23 protein-coding genes are annotated in these 26,984 nt (G+C 55.0%); 16 read left to right on the plus strand and 7 right to left on the minus strand.

Annotation, left to right across the window (positions count from 1 at the left end; translation table 11 throughout):
• Positions 1-71: 71 nt before the first annotated feature.
• The 4 genes from SH139x_RS22135 to SH139x_RS22150 form a co-directional block, all read right to left on the minus strand.
• Positions 72-1,421 (minus strand): ABC transporter permease, encoded by a 1,350-nt coding sequence (locus tag SH139x_RS22135; RefSeq protein WP_488351942.1) that lies wholly within the window; start codon positions 1,419-1,421, stop codon positions 72-74.
• A 6-nt stretch (positions 1,422-1,427) separates the two neighbouring features.
• A complete protein-coding gene (locus SH139x_RS22140; protein WP_488351943.1) occupies positions 1,428-2,195 on the minus strand; it encodes an ABC transporter ATP-binding protein in 768 nt (255 codons plus the stop codon).
• Between the two features lie 128 nt (positions 2,196-2,323).
• Positions 2,324-3,814: a rhamnulokinase gene (locus SH139x_RS22145; RefSeq protein ID WP_488351944.1), complete on the minus strand. Its 1,491-nt coding sequence runs from the start codon at positions 3,812-3,814 to the stop codon at positions 2,324-2,326.
• A 22-nt stretch (positions 3,815-3,836) separates the two neighbouring features.
• Positions 3,837-4,052, minus strand: coding sequence for a hypothetical protein (locus SH139x_RS22150; protein WP_488351945.1), 216 nt, complete (start codon positions 4,050-4,052; stop codon positions 3,837-3,839).
• Here SH139x_RS22150 and SH139x_RS22155 point away from each other — a divergent pair.
• The 5 genes from SH139x_RS22155 to SH139x_RS22175 all read left to right on the plus strand — a co-directional run bounded on the left by SH139x_RS22155 (position 4,051) and on the right by SH139x_RS22175 (position 9,508).
• Positions 4,051-4,800 carry a ThuA domain-containing protein gene (locus tag SH139x_RS22155; protein WP_488351946.1) on the plus strand — a complete coding sequence of 250 codons (750 nt, stop codon included), beginning with the start codon at positions 4,051-4,053 and terminating at the stop codon, positions 4,798-4,800. The two genes, SH139x_RS22150 and SH139x_RS22155, sit on opposite strands and share 2 nt — an antisense overlap.
• A 140-nt stretch (positions 4,801-4,940) precedes the next feature.
• On the plus strand, positions 4,941-6,371 hold the full coding sequence (locus tag SH139x_RS22160; RefSeq protein ID WP_488351947.1) for an FG-GAP repeat domain-containing protein: 1,431 nt from the start codon (positions 4,941-4,943) through the stop codon (positions 6,369-6,371).
• A 323-nt stretch (positions 6,372-6,694) separates the two neighbouring features.
• Positions 6,695-7,705, plus strand: a complete 1,011-nt coding sequence (locus tag SH139x_RS22165) for a DUF1559 family PulG-like putative transporter (RefSeq protein ID WP_488351948.1) — start codon at positions 6,695-6,697, stop codon at positions 7,703-7,705.
• Between the two features lie 370 nt (positions 7,706-8,075).
• Positions 8,076-9,086, plus strand: coding sequence for a DUF1559 family PulG-like putative transporter (locus tag SH139x_RS22170; protein ID WP_488351949.1), 1,011 nt, complete (start codon positions 8,076-8,078; stop codon positions 9,084-9,086).
• 8 nt (positions 9,087-9,094) lie between these two features.
• A complete protein-coding gene (locus tag SH139x_RS22175) occupies positions 9,095-9,508 on the plus strand; it encodes a hypothetical protein (protein ID WP_488351950.1) in 414 nt (137 codons plus the stop codon).
• A 465-nt stretch (positions 9,509-9,973) separates the two neighbouring features.
• Here the strand turns inward: SH139x_RS22175 and SH139x_RS22180 are convergent, their stop codons facing one another.
• Complete coding sequence (locus SH139x_RS22180) at positions 9,974-10,885, minus strand: rhomboid family intramembrane serine protease (protein WP_488351951.1); 912 nt, start codon at positions 10,883-10,885, stop codon at positions 9,974-9,976.
• Positions 10,886-10,895: 10 nt separating this feature from the next.
• Entirely contained in the window at positions 10,896-12,137 is a 1,242-nt protein-coding gene (gene mnmA / locus SH139x_RS22185) for a tRNA 2-thiouridine(34) synthase MnmA (protein WP_488351952.1), read from the minus strand.
• A gap of 109 nt (positions 12,138-12,246) precedes the next feature.
• On the opposite strand from mnmA, the gene prfB reads away from it, so the two are divergent.
• The 6 genes from prfB (at position 12,247) to trxA (ending at position 17,108) form a co-directional block, all read left to right on the plus strand.
• Positions 12,247-13,360, plus strand: a protein-coding gene (gene prfB, locus SH139x_RS22190) for a peptide chain release factor 2 (protein WP_488351953.1) whose coding sequence is annotated in 2 segments (ribosomal slippage) — positions 12,247-12,315 and positions 12,317-13,360 — 1,113 coding nt in all. Because the reading frame shifts where the segments join, the coding sequence is not laid out codon by codon here.
• Positions 13,361-13,488: 128 nt separating this feature from the next.
• Positions 13,489-14,373: an acetyl-CoA carboxylase, carboxyltransferase subunit beta gene (gene accD / locus SH139x_RS22195; RefSeq protein ID WP_488351954.1), complete on the plus strand. Its 885-nt coding sequence runs from the start codon at positions 13,489-13,491 to the stop codon at positions 14,371-14,373.
• 25 nt (positions 14,374-14,398) lie between these two features.
• Positions 14,399-15,283, plus strand: a complete 885-nt coding sequence (locus SH139x_RS22200) for a serine/threonine-protein kinase (RefSeq protein WP_488351955.1) — start codon at positions 14,399-14,401, stop codon at positions 15,281-15,283.
• A gap of 345 nt (positions 15,284-15,628) precedes the next feature.
• A complete protein-coding gene (locus SH139x_RS22205; protein WP_488351956.1) occupies positions 15,629-16,468 on the plus strand; it encodes a hypothetical protein in 840 nt (279 codons plus the stop codon).
• Between the two features lie 4 nt (positions 16,469-16,472).
• Positions 16,473-16,667 (plus strand): hypothetical protein, encoded by a 195-nt coding sequence (locus SH139x_RS22210; RefSeq protein WP_488351957.1) that lies wholly within the window; start codon positions 16,473-16,475, stop codon positions 16,665-16,667.
• A gap of 114 nt (positions 16,668-16,781) precedes the next feature.
• Positions 16,782-17,108: a thioredoxin gene (gene trxA, locus SH139x_RS22215; protein ID WP_488351958.1), complete on the plus strand. Its 327-nt coding sequence runs from the start codon at positions 16,782-16,784 to the stop codon at positions 17,106-17,108.
• Positions 17,109-17,192: 84 nt separating this feature from the next.
• Here the strand turns inward: trxA and SH139x_RS22220 are convergent, their stop codons facing one another.
• Positions 17,193-18,347, minus strand: a complete 1,155-nt coding sequence (locus tag SH139x_RS22220; RefSeq protein ID WP_488351959.1) for a DegT/DnrJ/EryC1/StrS family aminotransferase — start codon at positions 18,345-18,347, stop codon at positions 17,193-17,195.
• 503 nt (positions 18,348-18,850) lie between these two features.
• Here SH139x_RS22220 and SH139x_RS22225 point away from each other — a divergent pair.
• From SH139x_RS22225 to SH139x_RS22245, 5 genes are all read left to right on the plus strand, one after another.
• A complete protein-coding gene (locus tag SH139x_RS22225) occupies positions 18,851-20,086 on the plus strand; it encodes a redoxin family protein (protein ID WP_488356063.1) in 1,236 nt (411 codons plus the stop codon).
• Positions 20,086-21,123 carry a type II secretion system F family protein gene (locus SH139x_RS22230; protein WP_488351960.1) on the plus strand — a complete coding sequence of 346 codons (1,038 nt, stop codon included), beginning with the start codon at positions 20,086-20,088 and terminating at the stop codon, positions 21,121-21,123. The genes SH139x_RS22225 and SH139x_RS22230 overlap by 1 nt, the downstream gene beginning before the upstream one ends.
• 149 nt (positions 21,124-21,272) lie before the next feature.
• Positions 21,273-21,644, plus strand: a complete 372-nt coding sequence (locus tag SH139x_RS22235) for a hypothetical protein (protein ID WP_488351961.1) — start codon at positions 21,273-21,275, stop codon at positions 21,642-21,644.
• A gap of 130 nt (positions 21,645-21,774) precedes the next feature.
• The gene (locus tag SH139x_RS22240; protein ID WP_488351962.1) at positions 21,775-24,102 is read left to right on the plus strand and encodes a bifunctional SulP family inorganic anion transporter/carbonic anhydrase; all 2,328 of its coding nucleotides are present in this window, start codon (positions 21,775-21,777) and stop codon (positions 24,100-24,102) included.
• 73 nt (positions 24,103-24,175) lie between these two features.
• Positions 24,176-26,419 (plus strand): SulP family inorganic anion transporter, encoded by a 2,244-nt coding sequence (locus SH139x_RS22245; protein WP_488351963.1) that lies wholly within the window; start codon positions 24,176-24,178, stop codon positions 26,417-26,419.
• Positions 26,420-26,984 lie beyond the last annotated feature (565 nt).

The raw sequence follows: 26,984 nt of genomic DNA on the forward strand, positions 1-26,984 counted from the left end.
TGCGGGTGAGAATTTCTGTGAGTGAAGAATTCAGCGGGCGACTGGTTGCTGCCGGCCAATCGAGCAAACGTTTAGCCTCGCAGGTAGTTCCTACGAAACAACCAGATCGCCGCCGTTGACATCAAGAGCGTGTAGCCGGTCTGCACGGCAATCGCTGTGATCATTCGGCTGTTGAATAAGTCAGCGCCGTTCCATAGCATACTTTGGAAACCTGTCATGGCCCAAAAAGTGGCCGTCGAGCGGGTTGTCAGTTCGAGCGGCGTGGGCAAGTCGAGCATCTGTAAGGGAAACCAACAACCTCCCAACGCCGCCATCGAGATGATCAGGATCGTCGCCAGCATATCGGCCTGCTTTTCGGTCTTGGCACCAGTCGCGATCAACATGCCAAAACTGCTGGCGGTGATCACCCACAACAGCGTGAGCACGACGAGCGTTAGCGGATCATTGAAGATCCCCACGTGGAACATGAACTCACCGTAAATCAACATGACAATCATCTGCATCAAACCGACGATGATGGTGAAGATTGCGGTCCCAGCCAGCAGACTGCTCCGCGGAACACCAATCGATAGCAAACGTGACATGGTGCCGCGTTCGCGTTCCTGCAGGAGCGTGCGACCACAACTGGTCACACCAAACATCAACATCATGACCGACATTCCGGCAACCGCTTGGGCAATTTGGAAGCTAGCTTGGCGAGGCCGTTCGGGTGGGGAAAAATCCTCTGTCTCCAGCGGTAACAAGTCCAGCATGCTATCCATTGGACTGGTGGCAGGATTCGCCAGCTGAGCTTTATCAGCGGTTGGCGGATCAGCGGTATCTTCCGATGATGGGCTAAAGCCGTTAATCACCTCGGTCATTGCATTTGCCCGTGACTGAAATGTGGCAATTTGATCCTCGGGGATACCAGCTTCGCCGAATAATTTGCTGACCGCACCGATCCACCAACCTCTGTCAGCCGAGCTGAAGACAGCCTGTAGCAATGACAGGCGGACAATTTTGTCTTCCATCGTCCGGCCAGGATCGCGCAGGAGTCGAAACTGGCCACCCTCCGCTGCGCCGGTCGGAACTTCGCTGAATCCGGATTCAATAATTAACGCGTGGCTGACCTGGCCATCTTTAACCGCCTGTTCCGCTTCCGACCGCGTGATCGCGGAGGCCTCTTGCCTTGGCCTCACCCGCAGCATATCGGCGCCCCGCAGGTCGTTGATGAATTGACGACTGCGGAGGGAATTGTCCTCGTCGACGACATACATGGTGACCTTCGGCGTCGGCCCACTGCCACCCCAAACCGCCCCCATGAGGAATCCGAAAATCGTTACCAGCACGATTGGGAGCAGAAATCCCAACAACCAAGCAACTGGATCGCGAAAGTAGATCCGCAGGTCTTTCTTTGCCAACTCAAGCGCGAATGCGAACATCGTTAATTATCCATGGTCGCGCAAGCTGCGCCCGGTCAAGTGTAAGAAAATCGTTTCCAGTTCCGCTCCCGGTTGACCAATCAAGTTGCCCAACTCCGCGATGGTGCCAATGGCCACAACGTGTCCCTCATGCATCACGCCGATTCGATCACAAAGGCGTTCCGCTTCTTCCATGTAGTGGGTCGTGTAAAGCAACGTCATACCCTGTTGCTTGAGGTTCTCGAGCGTATCGAAAAGATGATTGCGGCTCTGCGGATCAACGCCGACGGTGGGTTCATCTAAGAGCAACAACTCGGGATGATGCACCTGGCCAATCGCCAAGTTAAGGCGGCGTTTCATACCGCCGCTGAACTTGCTGGTCACCTCATCGGCACGTGTCTCCAACCCGGCGAGTTGCAATGAAGCTCGCACGGTAGCAGCCAAATCGTGCCGCTTTATTCCTGAAAGCTTGGCAAATAATGTCAAGTTTTCCCGCGCGGTCAGCCCTTCGTAGATTGCCAATTCTTGGGGGACGAATCCCAACCGCAACCTCGCTTTTCCCTGGGCCGCCGGGCGAAAATCTTGGCCGTCGAACAACATCGAGCCTTGCCAATCGCCTCGCAACCCCGCGATGCACTGGATGGTCGTGGTTTTGCCGGCCCCGTTCGGTCCCAGCAACCCAAAAATCTCTCCACGCTTGACGGTGAACTCGATTTCATTGACAGCCACCCGCTGTCCGTAGCAATACCGCAAGGCTTTGATTTCCAGCAGTGCAGGAGGAACTTCGTTTTTCATACGAACCGCTGTGCGCAACAAGAGGGAGCAAGCTGTGTCGCGACCAGCAAGCGAAATGCTTGCCGTCGCGAAATGCTAGGCTAGCGTGTGGCTTGGTTGGGGCGCTGAAAAAACAGTTTTTTTTCTAATTACTGGATAAGACCGTTAAATTTCACGGCCGCTTGATCGTACGGAGCCGGATTTTGAGGCTCGTAGGTCAGCGGATTAAAGCTGTTTCGCACTAACTGCCTCGCCTCATCGACGCTGCTAAGTGCACCGAGCCCGATCATTTGCATCAACACGTTGCCAATCCCGGTCGCTTCGGCCGGCCCGGCAATCACGCGACGTCGGCACGCGTCGGCCGTCATCTGACAGAGCAGCGGATTTTGCGAACCGCCACCAACGACGTAGATCGTTTCAATCGAGCCGCCCGTTAAGTCCTCAAGGATTTCCAGGCTGCGGCGGTATCGCAGCGCCAGGCCCTCGAGCGCCGCGCGGAACAATACGCCGTTGCTAGCGGGCAGTGTTTGCTCGGTGCGATGCGCCGACTCCGTGATCGCTTCAATCATGTCAGCCGGGGCAACGAAAGCCGGATCGTCGGGGTCGAGCAAAAAGCTCAGCGGCGAGGCTTGTTCGGCCTGCTGGACCATCGTCTCCCAATCAATCTCCTCGCCACGACGCTGGAGCGCGGCCCGAATCTGCTGAAAAATCCAAAGGCCGCCGATGTTCTTCAGCAATCGCGTGCTGCCAAACACTCCTCCTTCGTTGGTAAAGTTATAAGCGGCGCATTTTTCATTGATCAACGGCCGTGGCAACTCGCAGCCAATCAGCGACCAAGTGCCGCTGCTGATGTAACACCAGTCAGGGCTGGAGGGGGCGAAATTTGTTGCTGGAACCGCCAGCACGGCCGAGCCCGTATCGTGCGTAGCCGGCACAATCACCGGCACCCCAGGTAAGCCGGTTAGTTTGGCAACGCTGGCCTGGACTTGCCCCAGTTGTGTTCCCGGTTGCACAATGTCACCGAAAATTTTTCGCGGGATGCCCAACCCATCGAGCACTTCGCTGGACCAAGTTTGCGTGGTCGGATTATACAGCTGTGTCGTAGAAGCATTCGTCAGCTCGCTCGATTTCTCACCACTCAGCAACCAATGGAAAAAGTCTGGAATCATCAGAAATGATTCAGCCGCTTGCAACCGAGCGGACTGCCGCATGACGTCGGCAAACAACTGATACGCCGTGTTGATCTCCATGAACTGCAGCCCGGTCTCGGCAAAAATCCGCTCGCGAGAAATCCGCTCAAACGCTTTGTCCAACATGCCGCGGGTTCGCCCATCGCGATAATGTACGCCGGGGCCGACCATCCGCTCGTCACGGTCCAAGAGCACGTAATCGACTCCCCAAGTGGCCACGCCGACCGAACGAACCTCGCCAAACGCACCGGCCGCCGACAAGCCGTGGCAAATGTCGCTCCACAAACCGAGCAGATTCCAGCACATCTCCTCTTGGACCAGCACTGCGTTGTTGGGGAACCTCGCAATCGCTTCGAGCTGTAACTTGTCGTCAGTGACTTTCCCAGCCAACACCCGACCGCCGGATGCACCAAGATCGATTGCCAAGTGGACGGCGGAGGTAGCTGTCATCAGTGAAATTCCGTATTTCAAATTAGCGAAAGGGGGGGACGCAATGTTGACGCGCTGGACCGATCGCGTCAACAAGCGGCACGACCTGCCGAATGGGGCCAGCCAGCACTTTGCCATTGAGCACTTTGCCAACCATCGCGTTGCCAGCCAGACTGGGATCGTAATACTTAGGAGAGCCACGTTCAGCCAGTTTTCCGAGCGGCCGGTAATTCAACCACTTGCTATGCGAGCACAGCATGTCATCAAAACAATCGCCACTTCGCGTCACCATCTGGAACGAATTCGTGCATGAACGGAGCCGGGATGACGTGCGCGCGATCTATCCTGATGGCTTGCACATGGTCATTGCCGAAGGACTCCGCCAACAAATGGGCGAAACGGCGACGATACAAACGTGCACGCTGGATCAGCCGGAACACGGGCTCAGTGAACAGGTTCTAGCAGATACGGATGTGCTGTTGTGGTGGGGACACGCCGCCCATGATCAAGTTGCCGATGAGGTGGTAACACGGGTACAGCAACGGGTGCTCGATGGCATGGGCTTGTTGGTCCTGCATAGCGGGCATGGCAGCAAAATTTTTCAGCGTCTGATGGGCACGAGTTGCATGTTGCGATGGCGGGAAGCGGGTGAGCGTGAGCTGCTATGGATCGTGGAGCCCAGCCACCCTATTTTCGATGGATTTGAGGTGGACCACATTGAGGTGCCGAAAGCCGAAATGTATGGCGAATTTTTTGATATTCCCACGCCCGACGAGTTGCTGATGATCAGTTCGTTTAGCGGGGGAGAGGTATTTCGCAGCGCTTGCACATTTCGTCGCGGTAAAGGCAAAATTTTCTACTTTCGTCCCGGCCACGAGACGTATCCTATTTACTACCAATCCGAGATTCGGCGCATCCTCGCCGGTGGAGTCCGCTGGGCCGCACCGAGCGGTTCTCCCTACACTCGCGATGCTCGGCATTGCCCCACAATGATTGGCGATCAATGACTCTCCAGCAGCCAGCAATTAGAATCCCAGCAGCAAAATTCCCCGTAGCCTTCGCGGCCGTTAGCGTCGCTGCCGCGTTCCTTGCTGTCCTGGGTGGTTGCTCACCATCCACCGCGATCCCGTCGGCAGAGCAGCCTAAGTTGCAATCTGCGAATGCTCCCAGCCCGCTGGCTCCCGAAACGATTTTGCAAATCGAGCGTTTCTGCGGTGATTGCCATCCCTTGCCGCTTCCCGAAACCTTTCCCCGCGAGCATTGGGAGGAAGAGGTTATCCAGGGATATGATCTCTATATCGCTTCCAGGCGGACAGACTTGGTCGAACCCAGTCGGCAGGATGCGATTCGCTATTACACCGATGCTGCTCCCGATACGGTGTTTGTGCCCCGAGCAGATTCATTACCCGTGTATGAGTCTTCGACTAGGCTTGAGCGGGCTCCCTTGGAAATCGCCGGGCTGGGCAAGACAAGCTCGATTTCCCATCTGATCCGCGGCAGCAAACCGTCGCAGTTTTACTCAGCCGACATGCGTCAAGGAGCGATCCACCGCTGGACAATTGCTACCGACGGGCAACTGACGTCAGAGCAAATTGGTCGCGGGCGGCATAGCTGCCGCCTGACCCTCTGTGATTGGAACCAGGATGGCCAGGATGATTTGTTGGTCGGAGAGATCGGCAGTTACGGCGTGGGGGATCACTCCAATGGCAGGGTCAGCTTATTAAGGAGCCAGGAGGGGGGCGGCTATCAGCAAATTGTCTTGGCTGACAAGCTGGCACGGGTCGTGGAATGTCAATTGATCGATTACGACGGTGATGGGGATCGCGATGTGTTAGTGGCTGAATTTGGCTGGCTGGAAACCGGAGCAGTCAAACTATTGCGAAACCAGGGGGAGGTCGATGGCGAACCAAAATTCACCGTCGAAGTGCTCGACCCACGGCACGGCGCTTTGGGGGTCCGCGTGCTGGACATGAATGACGACGGGTTGGACGACTACGTGATCGCTTTCGGGCAAGAATATGAGTCGATTGAGATTTGGACGAACCAGGGAGAGGGGCAGTTCAGCCATCAAGTGATCCTTGAATTACCCGACCCTTCTTATAACTCCAGTTCCTTTGACCTCGTTGATATCGATCAAGATGGACTCGTTGACATCTTGCACACCAACGGCGACACGCTCGACGCCTTTCTACCAAAACCATACCACGGAGTTCGTTGGGTCAGGAATTTGGGTGATGGCAATTGGGTGGCGCATGAATTGGGTTTATTGATCGGCGCACTGCATGCTTCTGCCATTGACTTTGACCAAGACGGCGACCTCGACATTGTGGGGGTTGGCATGTATCCGTTTGCGAGCCAAGACCCGGGAGCTTATGACTCCGTGTGCTGGTGGGAGCAAGGCCCCGATTTAGCATTCACCCAACACTCGATTGAGCGAGACCACTGTGACTACGCCAGCTTTCTGCTGACAGACATCAATGGTGACGATCGCGTGGACTTAATCTTGGGGAACTGGACCGTCGGTCCTGAAGAAGCACCACTTAGGGTATATCTAAATTTCCCCTCTCAGCTAAAGTGACAGCGTTAGGGAAAGAAACAGTACTTGCTACCCGTCTACCGTGTGATTAAGTCTCGCTAATCCTAAATTCTGTTGTTTGTTTGCGTCGTGAACGGTCCATCTTAATGTCGCCACGAAATGACGCCTTGAGACATCGTTGTTAGCGCGGTTAATGACTGGCGGTTTCTTTACTAAATGGTAAAAATCTACGGAACCTTTAAAGGTTACGCGAGTTCAAATGTGTTAGACCGGATTGTGTCCCGTGCGCGGGGTCGCTCGTCGGTCGGCCTTACCCTCACAGGCACTCTTTTCCCGTTTTCCTTATATTACTGGCTTAGTCTAATATGCAAAGAAAGAAGCAAGGTTTCACACTCGTAGAACTCCTGGTGGTCATCGCCATCATCGGAATCCTGGTCGGGCTTTTACTTCCAGCCGTTCAGGCTGCGCGTGAAGCGGCGAACCGGATGAGCTGCAGTAATAATCTCAAGAACTTGGCGCTGGCCGTTCACAACTACGAGAGTACTTACAGCCGAATCCCGAAGACGTCCAGCGACAACTGGGGAGATGGGGTTTATAACGTCGCCAACTGGCGAGGCTATTCGGCGCACACTCAAATTTTGCCATTTATCGAGCAAAACAATCTGTTCAATTTGCTTCGCTTTGACCAATCGCACTACCAAAACTTGGGTGCACCAGGAGCTTTGACAGTGAGTCGCAACCAAATAGCGACTTTCCTGTGCCCCTCTGACCGCGACCACCCTAACCGGACCGATATTGGCTGGAACAACTACGGCTTCAGCGAAGGTTCGAACGCCGGATGGAACGTCTCTTCGGCTGACGCCAATGGCATGTTCCAACGCCAGTTCTACAACAAGTTTGCTGACGTGGTCGACGGTTTATCGAACACCGTGATGATGTCGGAATTCATTAAGGGTGACAACACCGACTCCCGCTTTACGATCCTGAGTGACGTGGTTGCCGGCCAAGCGTTTCCCGGTGGATGGACAGCACAATACCCGACGCAAGTGGTTGTAGAGCAATACGGCCAACAGTGTTTGGCAGCTTCGGCGACTCACCGCAGCTTCGCTGGGTTCCGCTGGATTGCTCCCGGCTTCTACAACACGACGATCAACACCATCGCGCCGCCAAACTGGCGTTTCCCGGCATGCATGAGCTGTGGTGGGTGCGGACAGGCTGATTCGCAAGGGGTTTTCCCCGCTCGTAGTCGGCACACCGCGGGTGCTCAAGTTGCCATCGGTGACGGGTCGGTCCGCTTTGTTCCAGACACCATCGACTTCCTAGTCTGGCAAGGCCTGGGCAGTGCGAACGGTCAGGAAAGCGTTCAGTTCCCGTAGGGTTCAGAACCTTATTTGCAATAACCGCCAACCCGCCTGGGGTTTCTCAGGCGGGTTTTTTCGTTTTTTTTTCCCGCTGGCTTGCACAGTACGAATCGGATAGTTCGGCGAAAAACGCCGCTTTTTTCGATATTTCTTGAAGATTTCGCGAAACTTTTCTGTCTTAACCGGATCTTTCGGCGGTCAGTTATTGTTGAACCGGGCTACCCTAACCTATAGACTTGGGGAGAGATCGCACCTTAATCTGCGGAGACAGTTCGCCGCCCAGCGGACGCCCGCCATTTTGCCACCATTAGGCTGGTCAGGCGGCGAGTCCACCTGGACCGATTTTGAGGTGTCTTTTTTTTCATTTTTCTAATAGGTGATTTTGATGCACAGGAAAAGGCAAGGGTTCACGCTCGTTGAACTGCTGGTGGTGATTGCCATCATCGGCATCCTGGTGGGGCTGTTGCTGCCCGCCGTTCAGGCAGCGCGTGAAGCCGCGAATCGAATGAGTTGCAGCAACAACTTGAAGAACTTGGCGTTGGCGGTTCACAACTACGAGAGCACTTACAGCCGCATCCCCAAAACTTCGAGCGACAACTGGGGCGACGGAGTGTACAACGTCGCTAACTGGCGAGGCTATTCTGCGCACACGCAGATCTTGCCCTTCATTGAGCAAAACAACTTGTTCAATTTACTCCGTTTCGATCAGTCGCATTATCAGAACATCGGCAACCCGGGAGCTGTTATTGTCAGCCGCAACCAGATTGCCACGTTCTTGTGTCCTTCGGACCGCGACCACCCCAACCGAACTGACATTGGCTGGAACAATTATGGGTTTAGCGAAGGCTCAAACAGTGGCTGGAACGTCCCTGTTGCGGATGCGAACGGGATGTTCCAACGTCGCTTTTACAACAAGTTTTCTGATGTCGTCGACGGATTGTCGAACACGGTGATGATGTCGGAGTTTATCAAGGGCGACAACACGGGCTCGCGGTATACGATCTTAAGCGACGTGATTGCCGGTCAACCATTCCCGGGCGGCTGGACAAATCAATATCCGACGCAGGCTATGGTAGAGCAGTACGGCCAGCAGTGCTTAGGCGGGACCGGTAATCACCGCAGCTTCGCCGGTTTCCGCTGGATAGCCCCTGGGTTTTATAACACTACGATCAATACGATCGCACCTCCCAACTGGAGGTTCCCGGCGTGCATGATCTGTGGCGGTTGTGGCCAGGCTGATTCGCAGGGTGTTTTCCCAGCGAGAAGCCGACACACCGCCGGTGCGCAAGTAGCCATTGGCGACGGCTCCGTCAGGTTCGTTCCAGACACGGTTGACTTTTTGGTTTGGCAAGGATTGGGCAGCGCAAACGGCCAGGAAGCCGTTCAGTTCCCGTAGTTGCTAAATTGCCCGAAAAAGACGAGAATAGAACCCGCTTGAGAGTGCTCAGGCGGGTTTTTTTGTTGAGCTCTATTCGAAAACTGATCGGAGAGATAGACGCGATGAAGTCTTTAAAAACAATGATGATGTTGGCGCTGTTGGGTTTCGCTGTTGGCTGCGGCGGTGGCCCTGCCGACAACCCGGTAGACGTTACCACGGCGCCGGCCGCCGATGATATCAAGCTGGTTCTCAACGAAGTGATTGCGAATGGGCAGCCGCTGGGAAGCCAAGGCTATACCCTGGAGCTTAAGATCGGAGAAATTCGGGAAACGGATCCCGCCAAGGCAGATCAGTTGCAAGCTGCATACGAAGAACTGCGAGGGCTGCAAAAGCCGAATGAGTTGAAGGCCAAGGCAAAAGAAATGTTGGAAATGCTCTAAGCCGTCGCATTCAACCGATCACGTAGATGGTGCTGAGCCAATACATGCCTCAGAACCATCAACGAGGGGATTTTAGTTTAGGGCCATGAACCCGGGGCGAGTTCGACTTTTGTGCGGGCTTGCCCCGGTTCTTATCAGCACCTCCGCAAACGCCGTTCGACAAAACGGAATCAGCCGCCTCGCGAAAGAGAGCGTCCCGCTTAGCATTTTCATAACCCGACGCGTTAGCGAGGGATTCAGACTGCTTACGACTTGATCGCCGCAACTCCCTCGCTCACGCGTCGGGTTATGATAACGCTTGCTTCGCAATCCAATGAAAGTTCCGATTCTTAAGCGGGACGCCTCGCGCAAGCGTGCGGTTCCTCGGATCGGTGAGTTAGCGCTCGTTGGCTGACATAACGGAAAGACTTATCTCGACGTGCTTAGCGATGAAATCCTGAGCGAAATCAGACCGGTGGAGTCCGCCTATTTGTTTCGCATACGACGGCTGTAGCGCTCGAGTGTTTTGCGTTCTGCCGACGTTAAACTGGATTCGCCCTGTTCGTGAATCTTTTGCAAGATCCGATCAGCTTCGGCATCTTCTCTGGCCAACCTTTTCTCGGGATCATGCAAGCGAAGCCTAGGGCCACGTTGGGGAAAATTCCCCAAGCTGGAGGTCAAGCGATCGGGAGCGAGAAAGCGGAGGTTCCAGCCTTTCAAGTAGTAAGCGGCGGCAAAGCCCATACCGGCTAGGTGGACATCAAAAGCGGTGCCCGTGTTTTGCACGAACGCACCATAGAGATTCAAGACTGCAAACAAAATTCCTGCCACCCAAGCTTTGATCGGAAAAACCATCATCAAATAGATGGTGGCTTGGGGGTACATAAAGCAAAACAAGATCACCAACCCCATCACGCTGCCCGAAGCGCCGACGACGGAAGGGATTGCGTCGGGACCCGCCTTAGCGATCAACTCACCGACGACCGTCGGCGTAAAACCCTCGAACAGGAATAAGATTAGCGAATGGAGCACGCCGCCCAGCACGGCGGCAACCAGATAAAACCTGACGAACTCGCCACGCCCAATACGTTGTTCGACAGCGGAGCCGAAGAAGAACAGCCCAATCATATTGAAGATGATGTGCTGAAAGCCACGATAGTCATGGGCGAAGGCGTAAGTCACCCATTGCCACCAGAGCCATGGTTTAAACAGCGTTTCGGCGTCGGCTCGCAGGGCTTTATGCAATTGGTGTTCGCGACTGAACAGTAGCATATCGATTAGGAACGCCGCCGAGGTGATCACCAGAATGATCAGCCAGGCGGGCTTATCAGCCACCTTGCCACCGATCGGTGGCATTTGCTCGTCGTAGCGTCCATATTCGCGATCGTAGAGACCCATCGCTGGTGGCCTAGTTTTTCGAAGAGAGTGAGGAAGCGGAAGCGTCACTGGCTGCCAGGGAGCGGGTAATCCAGCCACCGCCGAGGACTTGCGACCCCCGATAAATGACGGCTGCCTGTCCGGGAGCAATCCCACCTTGAGGTTCGTCGAACTCGAGGCGAAATTGGCCGGGCTCCGCATCGCTGCAAATCAACCGAGCAGGTTGCGGGGAACTGTTATAACGAATTTGCGCCTCGCAGGGGCAAGACTGATTCGCATCGAGCGGTAAATCGTGTGGATCCACCAGCCAGTTTGCTTGGTCTGCCAATAACCCGGGGCGGAGCAGTTCCTGCTGGGAACCGAGCACCACGCGGTTGGTATTGGCATCGATCTCAACAACAAAATGCGGGGTCCCGAGGGCAATCCCCAACCCCTTGCGTTGGCCAATCGTGAAGGCTTCGATTCCCTGGTGCTCCCCCACCACGCGGCCGTCGGTGGTGACGAATTGACCCGCCGTGGAGGGGTCGTTGGGGCCGCGGCGGGCGCGAACGAAATCGCTGTGATGGCCGGCCGTGACAAAGCAAATTTCTTGGCTGTCTTTCTTTTCCGCCACGCCCAAGCCTAGTTCGGTGGCCCGCGCCCGAATTTCGCTTTTGGTGAAATCGCCCACCGGCAGGAGCATGCGGCTGAGCCGCTGCCGCTGAACACCAAACAGGGCGTAAGATTGGTCTTTGTGGGAATCGAGTCCGCGCAGCAAACGGGGATGTGCGGGATCGCTGCGGTCGATGCGCGCGTAGTGTCCGGTGGCGACGAAATCGGCATCCATCCCGTCGGCAAAATCGAACAGGCGTCCGAATTTGATCCAGTTATTGCACATCACGCACGGATTGGGGGTCCGACCTTGGGTGTAATCATCGACAAAATAATCGACAATTCTGCGGAAATCCTTTTGCAGGTTCAGTGCGTAAAAGGGGATACCGAGGTGGTCGGCAACGCGTCGCGCGTCGATCGCATCACTGGCGCTGCAGCAACCCTGCTTGTGATCGGCTCGCTCGCGGAGGATCGGCAACAGCGGTGATTTCGCGTCCGCGGGGGTTGGGCCAGTAATTACTGGGCCCGAATTTGCTGAATCGGGTTCAATTCGACAAGCCGCCGCCGATTCCTCGCCGTGCCGCATGAAAACGCCGACAACTTCGTGCCCTTGCTCACAGAGCAGGTGCGCAGCGACACTGCTGTCGACGCCACCACTCATTGCTAATACGATACTTGCCATTCTGGGCAACTCCGAAAATTACTGACTCCGGTTCGTGATTCGCCCTGGGGCCGCTATCGTTTACAGTAACCCATAAACTTGTTTTGCATAACCAAGGCTTTGAGCCAGTATGGAATCTGAATTTTACGACCGCGCCGCCGAGATAAAGAAACGATTGACCTCTCTCGGAGACAGTCTTTGACTACGCTGCGAAGCGGAATAAAGTCGAAGAGATCGAAGACCAAATGTCGCACCCCGATTTTTGGACCGATCAAGCTGCTGCGCAGACAACCGTTGCTCAACTGAAAGGGCTAAAGTCGCTAGTCGGTCCTTTGGAGGACGCCATGACTTCGGCTGCCGATCTCGACGGATTGCTGGAGATGGCAGAGGATGATCCGGCGCTCGAGGCTGAGGTTCGCGGTGAAATCGCGCGGTTGGTGGAGTTGCTCGAAGCGCTCGAGCTGAAAGCGTTGCTCAGCGGACCGAACGACAACGCCGACGCGTTGCTGACGATCAACGCGCGGGATGGTGGCACCGATGCCAATGATTGGGCCGACATGATGTTGCGGATGTACTCGTCTTGGGCAGCGGCGCATGACTTTTCCATCGCCCTGCTCGACCGTCAAGACAACGAGGAGGCGGGAATCAATCACGCCACTTTGGCTGTGCGAGGGCCATTTGCCTACGGCTATCTCAAGGGGGAAGAAGGGATGCACCGGCTGGTCCGGATCAGTCCGTTTAACTCCGAGGGAAAACGGCAAACCAGTTTTGCGGCCGTAGCGGTATCGCCCGATTTGGATGACTCGATCGAAGTCGACATTCAGGAAAAAGATGTGCGGGAAGATCGTTACCGAGCCAGCGGGGCGGGGGGACAGCACGTTAACAAGACCGACAGTGCAATTCGCCTAACCCACGTTCCCACCGGCGTGGTGGCACAGTGCCAAAGCGAGCGGAGCCAGCACCAGAACCGAGCTGCTGCTTGGAAAATGTTGCGAGCCCGGATCGCTCGTTTGGAAGAGGAACGTCGCGAAGCGGCCGACGCCGCCAAATATTCCCAGCTGGTGCGAACCGGCTTCGGCAGTCAAATTCGCAACTACTTTTTGCACCCCGATCAACGCGTGAAAGACGCCCGCACGGGACATTACGTGGGCAGCTTCAATGCGGTGCTCGAGGGGAACGAACTGCAAGGCTTCCTGGACAGCTTCCTCAAATGGCGTGCCCGCGGGGGCGAGGAGGAAGGTTGAGAGTGAAGAAAATCTCGAAATCGCGGTCAATTTGGCCGTGCGTTTGATCCTCAGTTGTGAGTAAACTGTGGCGTTTAAACGCATTTCGCGTAATCGTTGCAAACTCGCGAACCCCTATTTCCGTTGTTATGGCGACAGTAGACAAACCGTCGACGAGCGATTCTCCGGACGTTCAGGTAAACCTGCCGGAACAGCTGGGAAACCAGACTTCAAAGAAGCGTGGCGTCCCCGAGGGGCTGTGGCTGAAGTGCCCCGGTTGCTCGGCGTCGGTCTATCGCAAAGAGGTCGAGCGACGTCTGAACGTTTGTCCAAAATGCGACTACCACTTTTACGTATCGGCCTGGGAGCGAATTAGCCAAGTGCTCGACGAGGGCACCTTCGAGGCGATGGATGAGCATTTGCGCCCCGTCGACCCGCTGGAATTTGCCGATCGCAAGCCTTACGCGGAGCGATTGTTGGCCGAACAGCGACGGACCGGTTTGAGCGATGCGGTGATTACCGGCACCGGCATGGTGCGAGCCCGACGCGTCGCTTTTGCCGTCACCGATTCGGCTTTCATCATGGGCAGCATGGGTTCCGTCGTGGGCGAGCGTTTAACTCGGCTGATCGAACGAGCCACCTTGCAAAATCTTCCGTTAATCATCATCAGTGGTTCGGGAGGTGGAGCTAGAATGCATGAGGGGATTCTCTCGCTGATGCAAATGGCCAAGGTTTCGGCTGCACTCGCTCGCTATGACCAAGCGGGGGGGCTATTCATCAGCGTGCTGACAAACCCAACCATGGGGGGTGTTGCCGCCAGTTTTGCGTCGCTCGGTGACCTTGTCTTTGCCGAGCCACGAGCGCTGATCGGTTTTGCCGGACCGCGGACGATCAAAGCGACCATTGGAATCGAATTGCCCGAGGGTTTTCAGACCAGTGAATTTCTGCTCGAGCACGGTTTTGTAGACCGCATCGTGACTCGTCGGAATCTCAAAAGCGAGATCGCCCGCACCATTGATTACTGTGGGAAATAACTCCCGTTAAGTAAGGTGTACGCGCTTGAGCCTACTTGATTCGCTCCGTTCACTTCTGAAATCTGAAAAACGCCTCGATGTCGAAGCTCGCTTCGAACGTCTCCGTTCCAGCGTCAGCGGAACCATGGGTGACTTCAGCGTGGTGCGTGATCGCTTGGAGGATCGCGTCGTCGGCCTCAAGCTCTGTGATCCAGAAAAATTCGCCACCTTCGAAGCTCGCTTTAAGGGATTGAAAAAGCCCAAAGAAGGCGAGATAGCGATGCTCATGGATCACCCCCAAGTCATGAAGACTTTCGAGACAGGGACCACCACCAAGGGCCAGCATTACTTGATCTCGGAGTTCATCGAAGGCCCCGGGCTGCAGCAATTAGTGCAGAAAAAGGACGAAAAATCTCTGCATGGCCGGCGTCTGCGGTTGGTTCGCCAGATGGCCGAAGCGATTGCCTACGTGCATGAGAAGGGCTTTATCCACAGAGATGTCTGCCCGCGGAACTTTATCTGCTTCGAAGACATGAGCGGGTTAAAGCTGATCGACTTTGGCCTCACGGTGCCGGCCAAGAAAGAGTTCATGCAGCCGGGCAATCGCACCGGCACGCCACTGTTTATGGCTCCCGAGATTGTCCGCCGGCGAGTCACCGATCAACGTGTGGACGTGTTTGCCTTCGGCGTCACCGCCTACAACGTGTTCGCTTTCGACTTTCCCTGGCCCTCGGCAGACACCAGCGGGCGAGCCGCTTTACATCACGACACGGCCCCGCCAGTTAGCCTGTTGAGTTTTTGCCCCGATTTGAACCCAACGTTGGCTCGAGCCATAATGGGATGCATGGAAGCTGACTTGTCCAAGCGGACCGTTTCCATGACCCGCTTTCTCAGTCAAATTGAGCGAATCGAATCGGAATTTGCTGAGTAAGCGGGAAAGCAGCCGAGCCTGATGTAACGCGTGAGTCGGTCGTAGCGGTCATGGGGATTGCACCCATTAGGGTGACATGGGTGTCTAACTTGTCCCCCTAGTTTCGGCAAAATGCCGAAATTAACCGAATTCGTTGACATTGAATTTGCTCGGTAATTATATTTCAGAAGTGCGGACTTGCGGCCGCGATGCTTTCCCCGCTTTTCAAACCGGAATGGGGCTGGCGAAAATTGGTCGTAAGACTCCGCGAGTGATCGTGGCTGTCCCCTTGTTGATCGCGTCCTATTTTGACGCGACGTGGGCAGTAGATAGAGCCGGAAACTTCATTCCTTCGAGCCTTAGCCGATGACCTTCCTCGGAAAAATCTTCTCAGTCATCATTGCCTTGCTGGCGTTGACCTTTATGGTCTTGGCCCTCGCGGCCAATGCATCACACCGCAATTGGCGTGACCTGGTGATGGACGAAAATAATGGCCTGCTGAAAAAGGTCGCCAACATCGAAGAGACCAACGAACAGTTGGCCACCTCGCGGATGCGTGCTGAAGCTGACCTCTCGCGAGAGCAAGCTGCTCGCCGGACTGCCTTAGCCGCTTTGCAAACGCAATTCAGCAGCTTCCAACAACAACTGCAAACCGCGGAAGCAACCGTGCAGTCGCTGCAAGCTCAAAACAACGAGTTGGCACAAGCCGACCGCAGCCGTGCTGAGCAACTGGCCAGACTGACCGAAGCGAACAAGTCGTTGGAAGAAACGATCATTTCCGAGCGAGCCGATCGCGACCAGTTGTTCGCCCGCTCGCTGGAATTAACCGACCAATACAACCAGGCTCTCGGGTTGCTCGACACGCTCAACAAAGTTAATCAAACTTTGGTTGCGGACGTCTCGCGTTTCAAAGAAGTGCTCGACGCTCGCGGGATCAATGCCCAAGACCCGATCGACGGGGCTCCGCCGGAGCGAAATGGTGTCGTAGTCAAGGTGAACCGCCCCAGCAAACTGGTCGAAGTGTCTATCGGCTACGATGAAGGGCTGCGAGATGGACACACCTTGCGAGTGACTCGCGGCGGCCGCTATCTGGGCAAACTGTTAGTCCGTTACACCGAACCTGATACCGCAGTGGCGGAGATCCTTGAGGATTTCCTCGAAGGTCCAATTCAAAAAGACGACCGCGTCGACACCATCATCGAGTAAATCCATGAATTCCGTTCAAAATCAAAAGCAAGGATTTAGTATCTACACGGTGCTTTTGCTGCTCAGCATGATTTTCATGTTGATCGCGGTCATCGCCATGTATGTGGAATTGAAGCGATACCAGCCCGACTACTGGGAAGTTACCTCGGGGCGGATCGGCGGCATGATCGTCATGAACCTGCCCCTGACGTCAAATTGACAGCTCAGTCCAAAATGCTCTACAATTGAAGAGCATTTATTGACATCGCCGGTCAGACAATTAGTCGGACCGCGTAGCTCTTGGCTGATTAAATTTGACCCTAAGGATTTTCATATGGCTGGCAACGTCAAAGAATTTACCGATTCCAACTTTGAAACCGAGGTTCTCCAAGCGGGCGAACCTGTGTTGGTTGACTTTTGGGCACCTTGGTGTGGTCCTTGCCGTCAGATCGCACCGATGATTGACGAGTTGGCTGGTGAAAACCCCGACGTCAAGATCGGCAAAGTCAACATCGACGACAACCCAATGGCCGCCACCAAGTATGGTGTCAGCAGCATCCCCACCCTCTTGGTTTTCAAGGGTGGTGAAGTCGCCGAGAGCTTTGTGGGAGTTCGCCCCAAGGCCCAGCTGCAAGACGCGTTAGACTCGGCCAAGGGCTAAGAAGCTGGTTACTGCTAGCATCTGAACAACTTCCGCCGGGGCAAACGATCCCGACGGAAGCGGTTGTGTGCCTGCCGATTTCTGTTATGCGGCCGCTCGCGCTTGTCGGTTGCAGAAATCGTCAATCGCCTCGACGACTCGCACTTGCTCGTCGGCCCGCAATTCGGGGAAGATTGGTAAGTTGAGAATTTCTTCCGCGGCCCGTTCTGTCTCTGGCAGCGACGCTTTGGCCCAGCCCAGGTCCTTGAAGCAAGCTTGACGATGCATGGGGATCGGATAGTAGATTTCCGACCCGATGTTTTGGCTGGACAAGTATTCGCGAAGTGCGTCGCGGCGGTTTTGGGGCACACGGATCGAATATTGGTTCCAGACGTGATACGCGTGGGGATCGACCACCGGTAGCGCCACGTGTTCATCCAAGCCGGCCGCGGTGAATAGCTCGGTGTAGCGAGCTGCGTTTGCTTGGCGAGCGGAGACACTCTCGGGCAGATGCTGGAACTTGACCTTCAAAACGGCAGCTTGAAAAGTATCGAGCCGACTGTTAATTCCGACCAGGCTGTGGTGGTAGCGGGGGCTCATGCCGTGCGCGGCCAACAGACGCAACCGCTGAGCCAGATGGGCATCATTGGTCGTGATCATGCCGCCATCGCCCATGCCCCCCAGGTTCTTGGTGGGGTAGAAGCTGAAACAGCCGATCTGTCCCCAACTGCCAGCCGGGCGACTGTGATAGGCGGCGCCAATCGCCTGGGCGGCATCTTCCACGACGGCCACATCTTGATTGGCAGCCAACCGGCAAATGGCATCAATCTGTGCGCACTGCCCGAACAGGTGCACCGGAATGATGGCGCGTGTTTTGCCGGTCATTGCCGCTTCAACCGCAGCCACGTCGAGATTAAACGTCTCGGGGCAGATATCGGCGAATACGGGGGTTGCCCCCAGCCGAGTCACGCAGCTGACCGTGGCGAAGAAGGTAAAACTGGGGACGATCACTTCGTCGCCCGGGCCGATATCCAACGCCATTAAAGCCAGCAACAGCGCGTCGCTGCCTGAGGCGCAACCGATGGCATGGTCAACTTGTGTCAGTTTGGCAACGTCCTGTTCGAGCTCAGCGACTTGGGGGCCGAACAGGAAACGGCCGCTGTCGACGACTTCGGCAAGCGCCGCGAGAAACTCCTCGCGAAGCGGTGCATTGCCGCGAGAAACATCCAGGAGTGGAACTCCGGCAGGGGTACCCGACATAACGCAAGCCTTCCTTGGCTGTGGTATTCGAAAACGATGTTTGAGCAGTTAAAAGCTCGGACCAAAGGTAATATCGATCGCCAGATGCGGTCAAGATCAGTCGATTCCGGGGAGTTAGCTGGCAGATTCCCCCCCGGCCATTTGACGCTCGCTCGACCGGGGCCAGCGAGCCGCTTATGATAGATGCGTATTTTCGCGGAATAGCCGCTAACTTGTTTCCTAAACCCACTTGATTTCCCATGGCTTCACGAACTCGACACACGTTGCTTGAAGGTGCTGGCAACGATTCGGCAGGGACGATATGCCGCATTTCGCCGGCCTTTGCAAGGCTTTTGGTGGGCTGTTTTGCGAGCTGCATCGGTGGCTTGATGATCGCTCCCGCGGTTGCCCAAGATGCTCCGCCAGCGCCAGCATTGCAGACCGCCGCAGCGGAGGAAGCGGCCACGCAAGAGCCTGTGAAAGTACTTACCGCCGAGCAAATTCCCGCTGAAGTGCGAGGCGCCGTGGAGCCGCTGTTCAACCGCATTGAAAAGGCCGAACGGATTCGCGCGACCGTCAAGATGAACGTGGTGACTTCGATTGGCGAAGAGGTGTTGGGGCGGAATCAGGGTTTGTTTCAAGTCGCCAGCCAAATTCCCAACCTGCTGGCCTTGTCCGCCAAATTTGACAGCGATGCCGTGCGTTTGATCTCGACCGGCGACTCTTTGATTATCGAACTTTCCGATACCGAATACGTGGAAATCGATGCGCCGGCAACGCTGAACGCCTTCGTGGCGTCGATGCCGCTGCAACTCGGCCCCCAGCCCGAACCGATGTTGCTGTTATCGGTCGCCGGTATGAAGCCCGCCGATTTATTGCTAAGTGGCCTGACGCAGGTCGAAGTAACGGCCGGCCCGGCGGTGGAAGGCATGGCGACGACACTCGTGAAAGCTCGCCGCCCCGAGGGTATCCAGTGGGAACTGCAGTTGGCTGAGGGTGCCGATCCGCGTCCGCTTAGCTTGTCGATCGACATTACCGAAATGATCACGCAGGCAAATAACTTAGAAGTCCCCGAGGGTTATAGCTTCAAAGTAATGTACACCTTTGAACGCTGGACCGCCGACGCGCCACTGGCCGCTGAGATGTTCTCCTTCACGCCATCGGAAGAGGCTGTCCGCTACGAATCGATTGCCGCTTATCTGGAAGCGAAGAGTGCCAGCCAGGAACATCCGCTGCTCGGCAAACCGGCCCCAACATTTACTGCCCCCTCACTGGCCGCTGATCCCATAGAGTTTACCGGCCAGTCGGGAGACGTTGTGGTGCTCGATTTTTGGGCGACATGGTGTGGACCTTGTGTCGTCGCGTTGCCGGAGATCGCCAAGTTGGCTGAGGAATTTTCAGACAAGAAAGTCCGCTTTTACGCCATCAGCGTCAGTGAAGAGAAAGAGGCCGTGCAAAACTTTATCGCGGAGAAAGGTCTCCAAGATCTCCAGGTGCTGCTCGATCCGGGAGGAGAGTTGGCAACCGCTTTTGCCGCCTCCGCGATTCCGCAAACGGTTTTGATCGGTAAGGACGGCCGAGTGGAGGCGGTGCATGTTGGCTTCGACCCCGATAATTCGATTAAGATATTGCGACAGGAGATTGAAACGCTGTTAGCCGGTCGTAGGCTCCATCAGGCGGAAGAGGTTGAGTCCAACGCCCAGGCTGAACCGGACGCGGCACCAGCATCCACCGCTGAGAAGCAAGAAACGGATAACTGATGGGCAAACGCATGGGACTAGCGGCGTCAGCCGAGTACTGCCGCCGCTTCGGTCTGGCCTTTCGCGCCGGCGTCGACATTGTTTCGCTCTGTCGATCGGAAGCCAAGCACGGCAGGGAAATCCAGAGACTTATCATGGCCCGCGTTGCCGACGGGGTTGCCAGCGGCTCTCCTTTAGCGGAATCGATGGTCGCGGCGGACCCCAAGTTCTTTCCAACGCTAATGGTTTCAATGGTTCGCTTGGGCGAACAGACCGGGCGATTAGAGAGGACGATGTTGCAACTCGCCGATCATTATCAACATCGTTTGCAAGTGCGCCGCATGTTCTTTTCGGCAATTGCTTGGCCGATGATTCAATTGTTCGCGGCGATCATGATTCTGGGGCTGTTGATTTGGATTATCGGTTTGTTGCCCTCGGCACCCGGTCGGGAACCGTTTGACCCGCTCGGCTTTGGGCTGCGTGGCTCGAAGGGTGTGGCGATCTATTTCTTTTATGTGTCGGTGATTGCCGGTTGGCTGGCGCTACTCTTCTACGCTGGGAAAAACAATTGGTTTAATTTGCATGCGCTGGTGCCACTCACATTCATGATTCCCAAGGTGGGGCCCGCGTTGCAAACAATCACATTAGCCAGATTTACTTGGACCCTCTCCATGTCACTCGATGCCGGCCTCGACCCCTTCCGGGCCATTGCCCTTTCGATGGACAGCACCGGCAGCGAACACTATCGGTCCGAAACCAAAACAGCCGAGAACGCCATCCGTAAAGGAGATTCGCTAACCGGCGCGTTAGCCAGCACTCAGGTGTTCCCCTCTGATTTCCTCAACGCCATGGAAGTGGCCGAGCTATCGGGTACCACCTCAGAATCACTGGGGCATCTAGCTGAGGATTATGATACAAAAGCGAAGATGGCAATTCGCACCCTGGCCGGTATCGCCTCCGGTGTCATTTGGCTGTGCGTCGTGGTTGCCTTAGTGTTCATTATTCTCAAGATGGCGATGCAGGTCTTCGGTGTCTACAGTGATGCCATGAGCATGTAAGGCAAATTCGAGCACGTAAGGTAAACTCGGACAACACCGACCGAGCCCAGTTTTTTGCTGTGATAACTTTGAGCTTTTTTCATCTAACGAAAAACCGCATAACCCATTGGCCAGCACGCTGGCTGTTGCTCGTCACATTTATTTTTTCTTTGCTTCTCCCTGAGGCTCAGGCGAACAGGTCGGCTGACGTCAGTTGGGCCGTGGGGTTACCCGGCAGCACCCCCTGTCACCTGCCGCTTGGCACACCCGACCACTCTCCCGATGAAGAGAGCGAGAGTTCGGTGCTGAACTCTTTCCTCAGCGCGACGGCCAGACGTCGAGCTATCCAGTTGCGCGGTCAGCAGCATCGCTTTTCAAAATATCGCGTTGGCGCGCGGGCTGACAAAGCTGGGCTTGGAGATGGGCTGAGTTGGGACTCCAGGCCGTCAGCGATCAGCAACCCGGACGACATTGGCGTGCCTTGTTACGGTTTCATCGGCCATTGCTTGCCAAACGGCTTGAACGCCCCCATTCGCTGTTAACCGGCGACCAGCCAGCACGCTCCCCGGCCAGCTTGCCAAGCACGTCGCCGTTTTGTTCGCTGGCAATGCGTTTTCTGCCAATCTAGCAGGCAGCTCTGGTATCTCAGCTACGGCTGTTATGCGGAGCACCATGACTCGCTCCTTTGTCCAGCTCAAAATGAACAGCAACAGCATGTTTTCTCCCCGCTCGCTAATGAAAGACCTGTTAGCCGGGGTCATCGTTTTCTTAGTCGCGTTACCGCTGTGCCTGGGGATCGCTTTGGCCTCCAATGCGCCACTCTTTTCCGGGCTGATCGCGGGCATTGTTGGCGGAATTATCGTCGGCACGCTCAGTGGCTCGCATACCAGCGTGACGGGCCCAGCGGCCGGACTAACCGCCATCGTGGCTATGCAAATTGCCAACCTGGGGTCATTCGAGGCGTTTCTTTTGGCGGTGGTGGTCGGCGGTGTTCTGCAAATTCTGCTGGGGGTTTTTCGGGCCGGCGCGCTGTCCGCCTTTTTTCCCTCCAGTGTGATCAAGGGTTTGTTAGCAGCTATCGGTGTGATTCTAATTATCAAGCAGCTTCCCTACCTACTCGGGCATGTGACGGAATTGACCGCAGGTGGTGGTGTCGAGGTCGCGGTTCAGCAAAATATCTTTAGCGAGATTCGCAATATTTTCAGCGGCGAGATTCACACCGGCGCACTGGCAATTGGCTTTATCTCATTAGCGATCCTAATCACCTGGGACCGGCTCAAGTTGCTTAAGAACTCGCTCGTGCCGGCTCCGCTGGTGGTTGTCGTGCTGGGTGTCGTGCTGGCTCAACTGTTCACTAAGCTTAATTCTGAATGGGTGATCGATGCCCAGCGAATGGTAACCGTACCGGTTGCTGAAAGCCTGAATCAGTTTCTTGGTTTCTTAACGTTTCCCGACTTTAGCCAAGTGCTAAACCCGGCTATTTATGTCGCCGGGATCACGATCGCCGTGGTCGCTTCTTTAGAGACGCTGCTGAATCTTGACGCGGTCGACAATCTGGACAAGAAACAGCGGGTCTCACCACCCAGCCGCGAACTGTTAGCCCAAGGCGTGGGCAACATAGCCGCCGGGATGGTAGGTGGCATTCCCGTGACTTCGGTTGTGATTCGCGGTTCGGTAAATGTTAACGCCGGAGCCGAATCGAAAGCTTCGGCAATCTTCCACGGCTTGCTGCTGCTGATCCTGGTCGGGTTCTTGCCCGCGATGCTGAATATCATTCCGCTATCATGCCTGGCCGCCGTGCTGTTGATGACCGGTTTTAAACTAGCCAGCCCCAGCCTATTTCGCCAGATGTGGGAGGATGGACGTTATCAATTCCTACCCTTCCTGTTGACCTTGGTGTCGATTGTGTTGACCGACTTGTTGATCGGCATCATCATCGGAATGGTGATCAGCCTAATTTTCATCTTGTCCAGCAACCTCCGGCGGCCGATTCGCAAAATATATGAGAAGCACATAGGTGGGGATGTCTTACATATTGAATTAGCCAATCAAGTCAGTTTTCTCAACCGGGCAGCTTTAGAAAGTGCTTTGCGAGAAGCGCCTCCAGAAAGTCGCATTTTGCTCGACGCCCGCCGCACCGACTATATGGATCCAGACATCCTCAGTTTGATTCGCGAATTCATGCGAGTCACAGCCCCCGTGTATGGAATTGAAGTGCAGTTGGTTGGATTCCGAGATGAATATCGGATCGCCAACGTGGCCGAGACGGTTGACTTTATTTCCCAAGAACGGCGCGAGCAACTCACCCCAGCTGAGGTCCAGCAAGTGTTGCTCGAAGGCAATCTTCGCTTCACCGAGGGCCATCCGCTCGATCGCGCCATTCGCAATGATGGTAGTGTCGAACGCAGCGCCGACGGTCAAATTGCCGGCAGTCCCTCGAGAACGATGGCGGCGATTTTTACTGGTATCGGTTCACGCACCCCCGTGGAGCTGATTTTCGATCTTGATTTAGGCGATGCCTTCGTCATCAGGGTGCCCGGAAATGTCGTCGGCCCCCGCGTCATTGGGGGACTCGAATTCGCTTGCCTTGATGGGGCAAAACTGATTGTGGTGATGGGCCACACGGTCAGTCGGCTGGTAAAACATGCGATCGAACATTTGATGTCAGAATCAAATGCTGAGACATTGACCGGCTGCCAAAACTTGGAATCAGTCCTCTCTGAAATATCTAAATCGACAACACCGGACGAAGTTCGCCAATGGCTGGCCAGTAATCCGAAGATTGATGACGATTTCACCAATTTAATCACTCGCCGTCACATCCTCAGAACCATTCGGCAGATTACCGAACAAAGCCCGCGCATCGAGCATTTGGTTAATAGCGGGGCGGTTAGGATTGTCGGCGCCGTCTACGACATGCACACCGGGATCGTCGAATTTCTTGATGAGGAAAGTGACGCCATTGTCAACGTTGGTATTTCCAGGAACGCGGAACTTTGAACAAGTCGCACTGGCGGGTTCTTGATGTGCTCGCTGCGCGGCATCGTCCCATAAAAAAGTCGTCGAGGTTTTCGTGAATCTGGAATCAACGCCGTCGCGTCAACTTTTGTTAAAAGACTTCCTCGCTGGGTGGTCGGTATTTCTCATCGCGGTGCCGATCAGCGTTGGCATCGCGCAAGGATTTTCCGTCTCACCGTACGCAGGTTTGATCGCCGGCATTGTTGGCGGGATCGTGGTCGGTATGCTCAGCGGTTCGCAGACGAGCATTAGCGGACCATCAGCCGGCCTGAGCGTGATCATCCTTAGTGAGATCGCGTTGTTAAAGTCGTTTGATACGTTCCTCTTGGCCCTGCTGGTAGCCGGCGTCCTGCAAATCGCTTTTGGGATTCTGCGATTCGGCGCGGTCTCCTACTTTTTTCCCTCCAGCATTGTCAAAGGTTTGATTGCCGCGGTGGGGATCATCCTCATCCTCAAACAAATTCCTCACTTACTCGGCCATGACACTGACCACATCGGTGAGATGTCGTTTTGGCAACCCGACAGGCAAAATACTTTCAGCGAATATTTACAAATATCGGGCGACACGCATTTGGGGGCAATGTTAATTGCCGCCGTCTCATTGCTGATCCTGTATATCTGGGACCGAGCTGGTAACGCCAAATTACGAGTCTTGCCAGCTCCCATCGTGGTTGTCTTGACCGGCGCTCTAATGGCTTTGTGGCTAAGGCAACTTGACGTTCGCTGGGGAGTCGAGCCGCGACACTTTTTTGACGTCGGTGGACGCACGGCGGACGAACCCTATTTCCAATTTCCCCGTTGGTCGGCCTGGAGCAATCCCGCTGTCTACATGGCCGGTTTGGTGATCGCGGTAGTCGCCTCGTTGGAGACACTGCTTAACCTAGACGCGATTGATCGCTTAGATCCGCAGCAGCGAAACTCTCCACCCAATCGCGAATTGATCGCACAAGGTGTTGGTAATTCCCTCTGCGGACTGATCGGCGGCCTACCGATCACTTCACGTATCGTGCACAGCGACGTGAGCGTAATCAACGGTGGCCAGTCGAAATGGGCAGCAGTCTTTCACGGCTTGCTCTTCTTAGTTTGCATCGTACTGTTGCCAAACTATCTGAATGCCATCCCACTTTCCTGCGTGGCGGCGATTTTGCTGTATGTCGGACTGAAAATGGCGCGGCCCAGTCTGTTCCTGGACATGTGGCGTGAAGGCCGCTATCAATTCATTCCCTTTATGTTCACCGTGGTGGCGATCGTTTTCTCCGAGCAATTGGTTGGCGCCGTGCTGGGACTGGTCGTGGGAATCGGGTTTATTTTAAACAGCAACCTGCGACAACCGTTAAAACGAATTGTCGAAAAACATACCAGTGGCGAGTTAATTCATATCGAATTAGCCAACCAGGTTAGTTTCCTCAATCGCGGAGCGATCGAAAAGACGCTGCGTGAAACCCCTCCCGGGACCCACCTGTTGATCGATGCCACCAACTCTGATTTCATTGATCCCGATATCCTTGGCTTAATTCGCAACTTCAAAGAAAAATCTGCAGCGCACAAAGGAGTGGTCGTCAGCTTACGAGGTTTCAAAGAAAAATATAGTCTCAACGATGAGATCCGATTCCTAGACTATTCGACTCGTGAATTGCAAGAAGACCTCACCCCGGCTGATGTGCTGAAACTATTGCGGGAAGGAAATCAGCGTTTTCAAGCAGGGACGACCTTATTTCGCATCTATGCCACGCAATTGGAAACAGCAGGCCAGGGGCAATTCCCGTTTGCCGCAGTTCTGAGTTGCATTGATTCACGAGCACCCGTCGAAACCATTCTCGACCTCGGCCTGGGAGACATCTTCAGCGTTCGCATCGCTGGCAATGTGGTGGGGCCTAAGGTGCTAGGTAGTTTAGAATATGCCTGCGGGGTTGCTGGGTCGAAACTGATCTTAGTTTTGGGGCATACGAAATGTGGAGCCGTCACGGCCACCGTCAACTTTACCTGCTCCGGTGAAAAAGCTGAAGAAGTGACTGGTTGCAAGCACCTGGAAGCGATTATTGATCGAGTTAGCACCTCGATCGATCGCGATCGCTGTGCCGTGCTCAGTCAGCTCAGCCCTGAGCAGCGGGCAAGCTTTGTAGAAGATGTTGCCAAAGCCAATGTTTTACATTCGATCGAGCTGATCATGGCCGATAGTCCGATTCTGAATCGGCTGGCCGGCGAAGGAAAAATTGCCATTGTCGGTGGGATGTATAACGTGGCATCGGGAGAAGTAGAATTCTACGTGGACCACGCGGTGGGATTACAAGCCCGCTGATTTCAGACACACCAGATAACGAAAATCGTTCTGAAAATGATTGAAGATCGAACAGTTCTTTCGGCCCGGGAACTGAACTATTCTTGCATGTTATCAAAGGGGTCAGCGACGGTCTCGCTTTTGTGGGAAGCTTCGTCGGGTTCTGGGGTTTTTGATGTCGGGTTTGTTGCATCAAATACGCCTGCCCCCTTTGATTCGCCTGGCGGTTAACCCATGAAATCAGACTAAATATATGATGGTGACGGCGAAGCTGGTTTTGGGATCGCTGTGCGTGTGTATCTTGTCAATGTTTAGCTTCGGCATACTAGACGGATACATAACGCACCGTTCATTGGTTGGCACCACACTTATAGACGGATTAGTGATACTCTTTTGGTCTTGCATTGTTTTCGCATTGTGGAAATCGCTGTCGCACAAGCTTCTTGGAAATAACTAACCACATAGCGAGTACGCCTTAGTGAAGGGCCTCGCCGGTATGTCTGGAGGTTTTGCTTGGATCTCACTAGGCTCAAGAATAGGCCTACCAGAGACACGAGTGGCACGCTCCCGAAAAAAATCATAGACG

Source organism: Kothea flammea (assembly GCF_052161645.1).
Taxonomy (GTDB): Bacteria; Planctomycetota; Planctomycetia; order Pirellulales; family Pirellulaceae; genus Laterigemmans.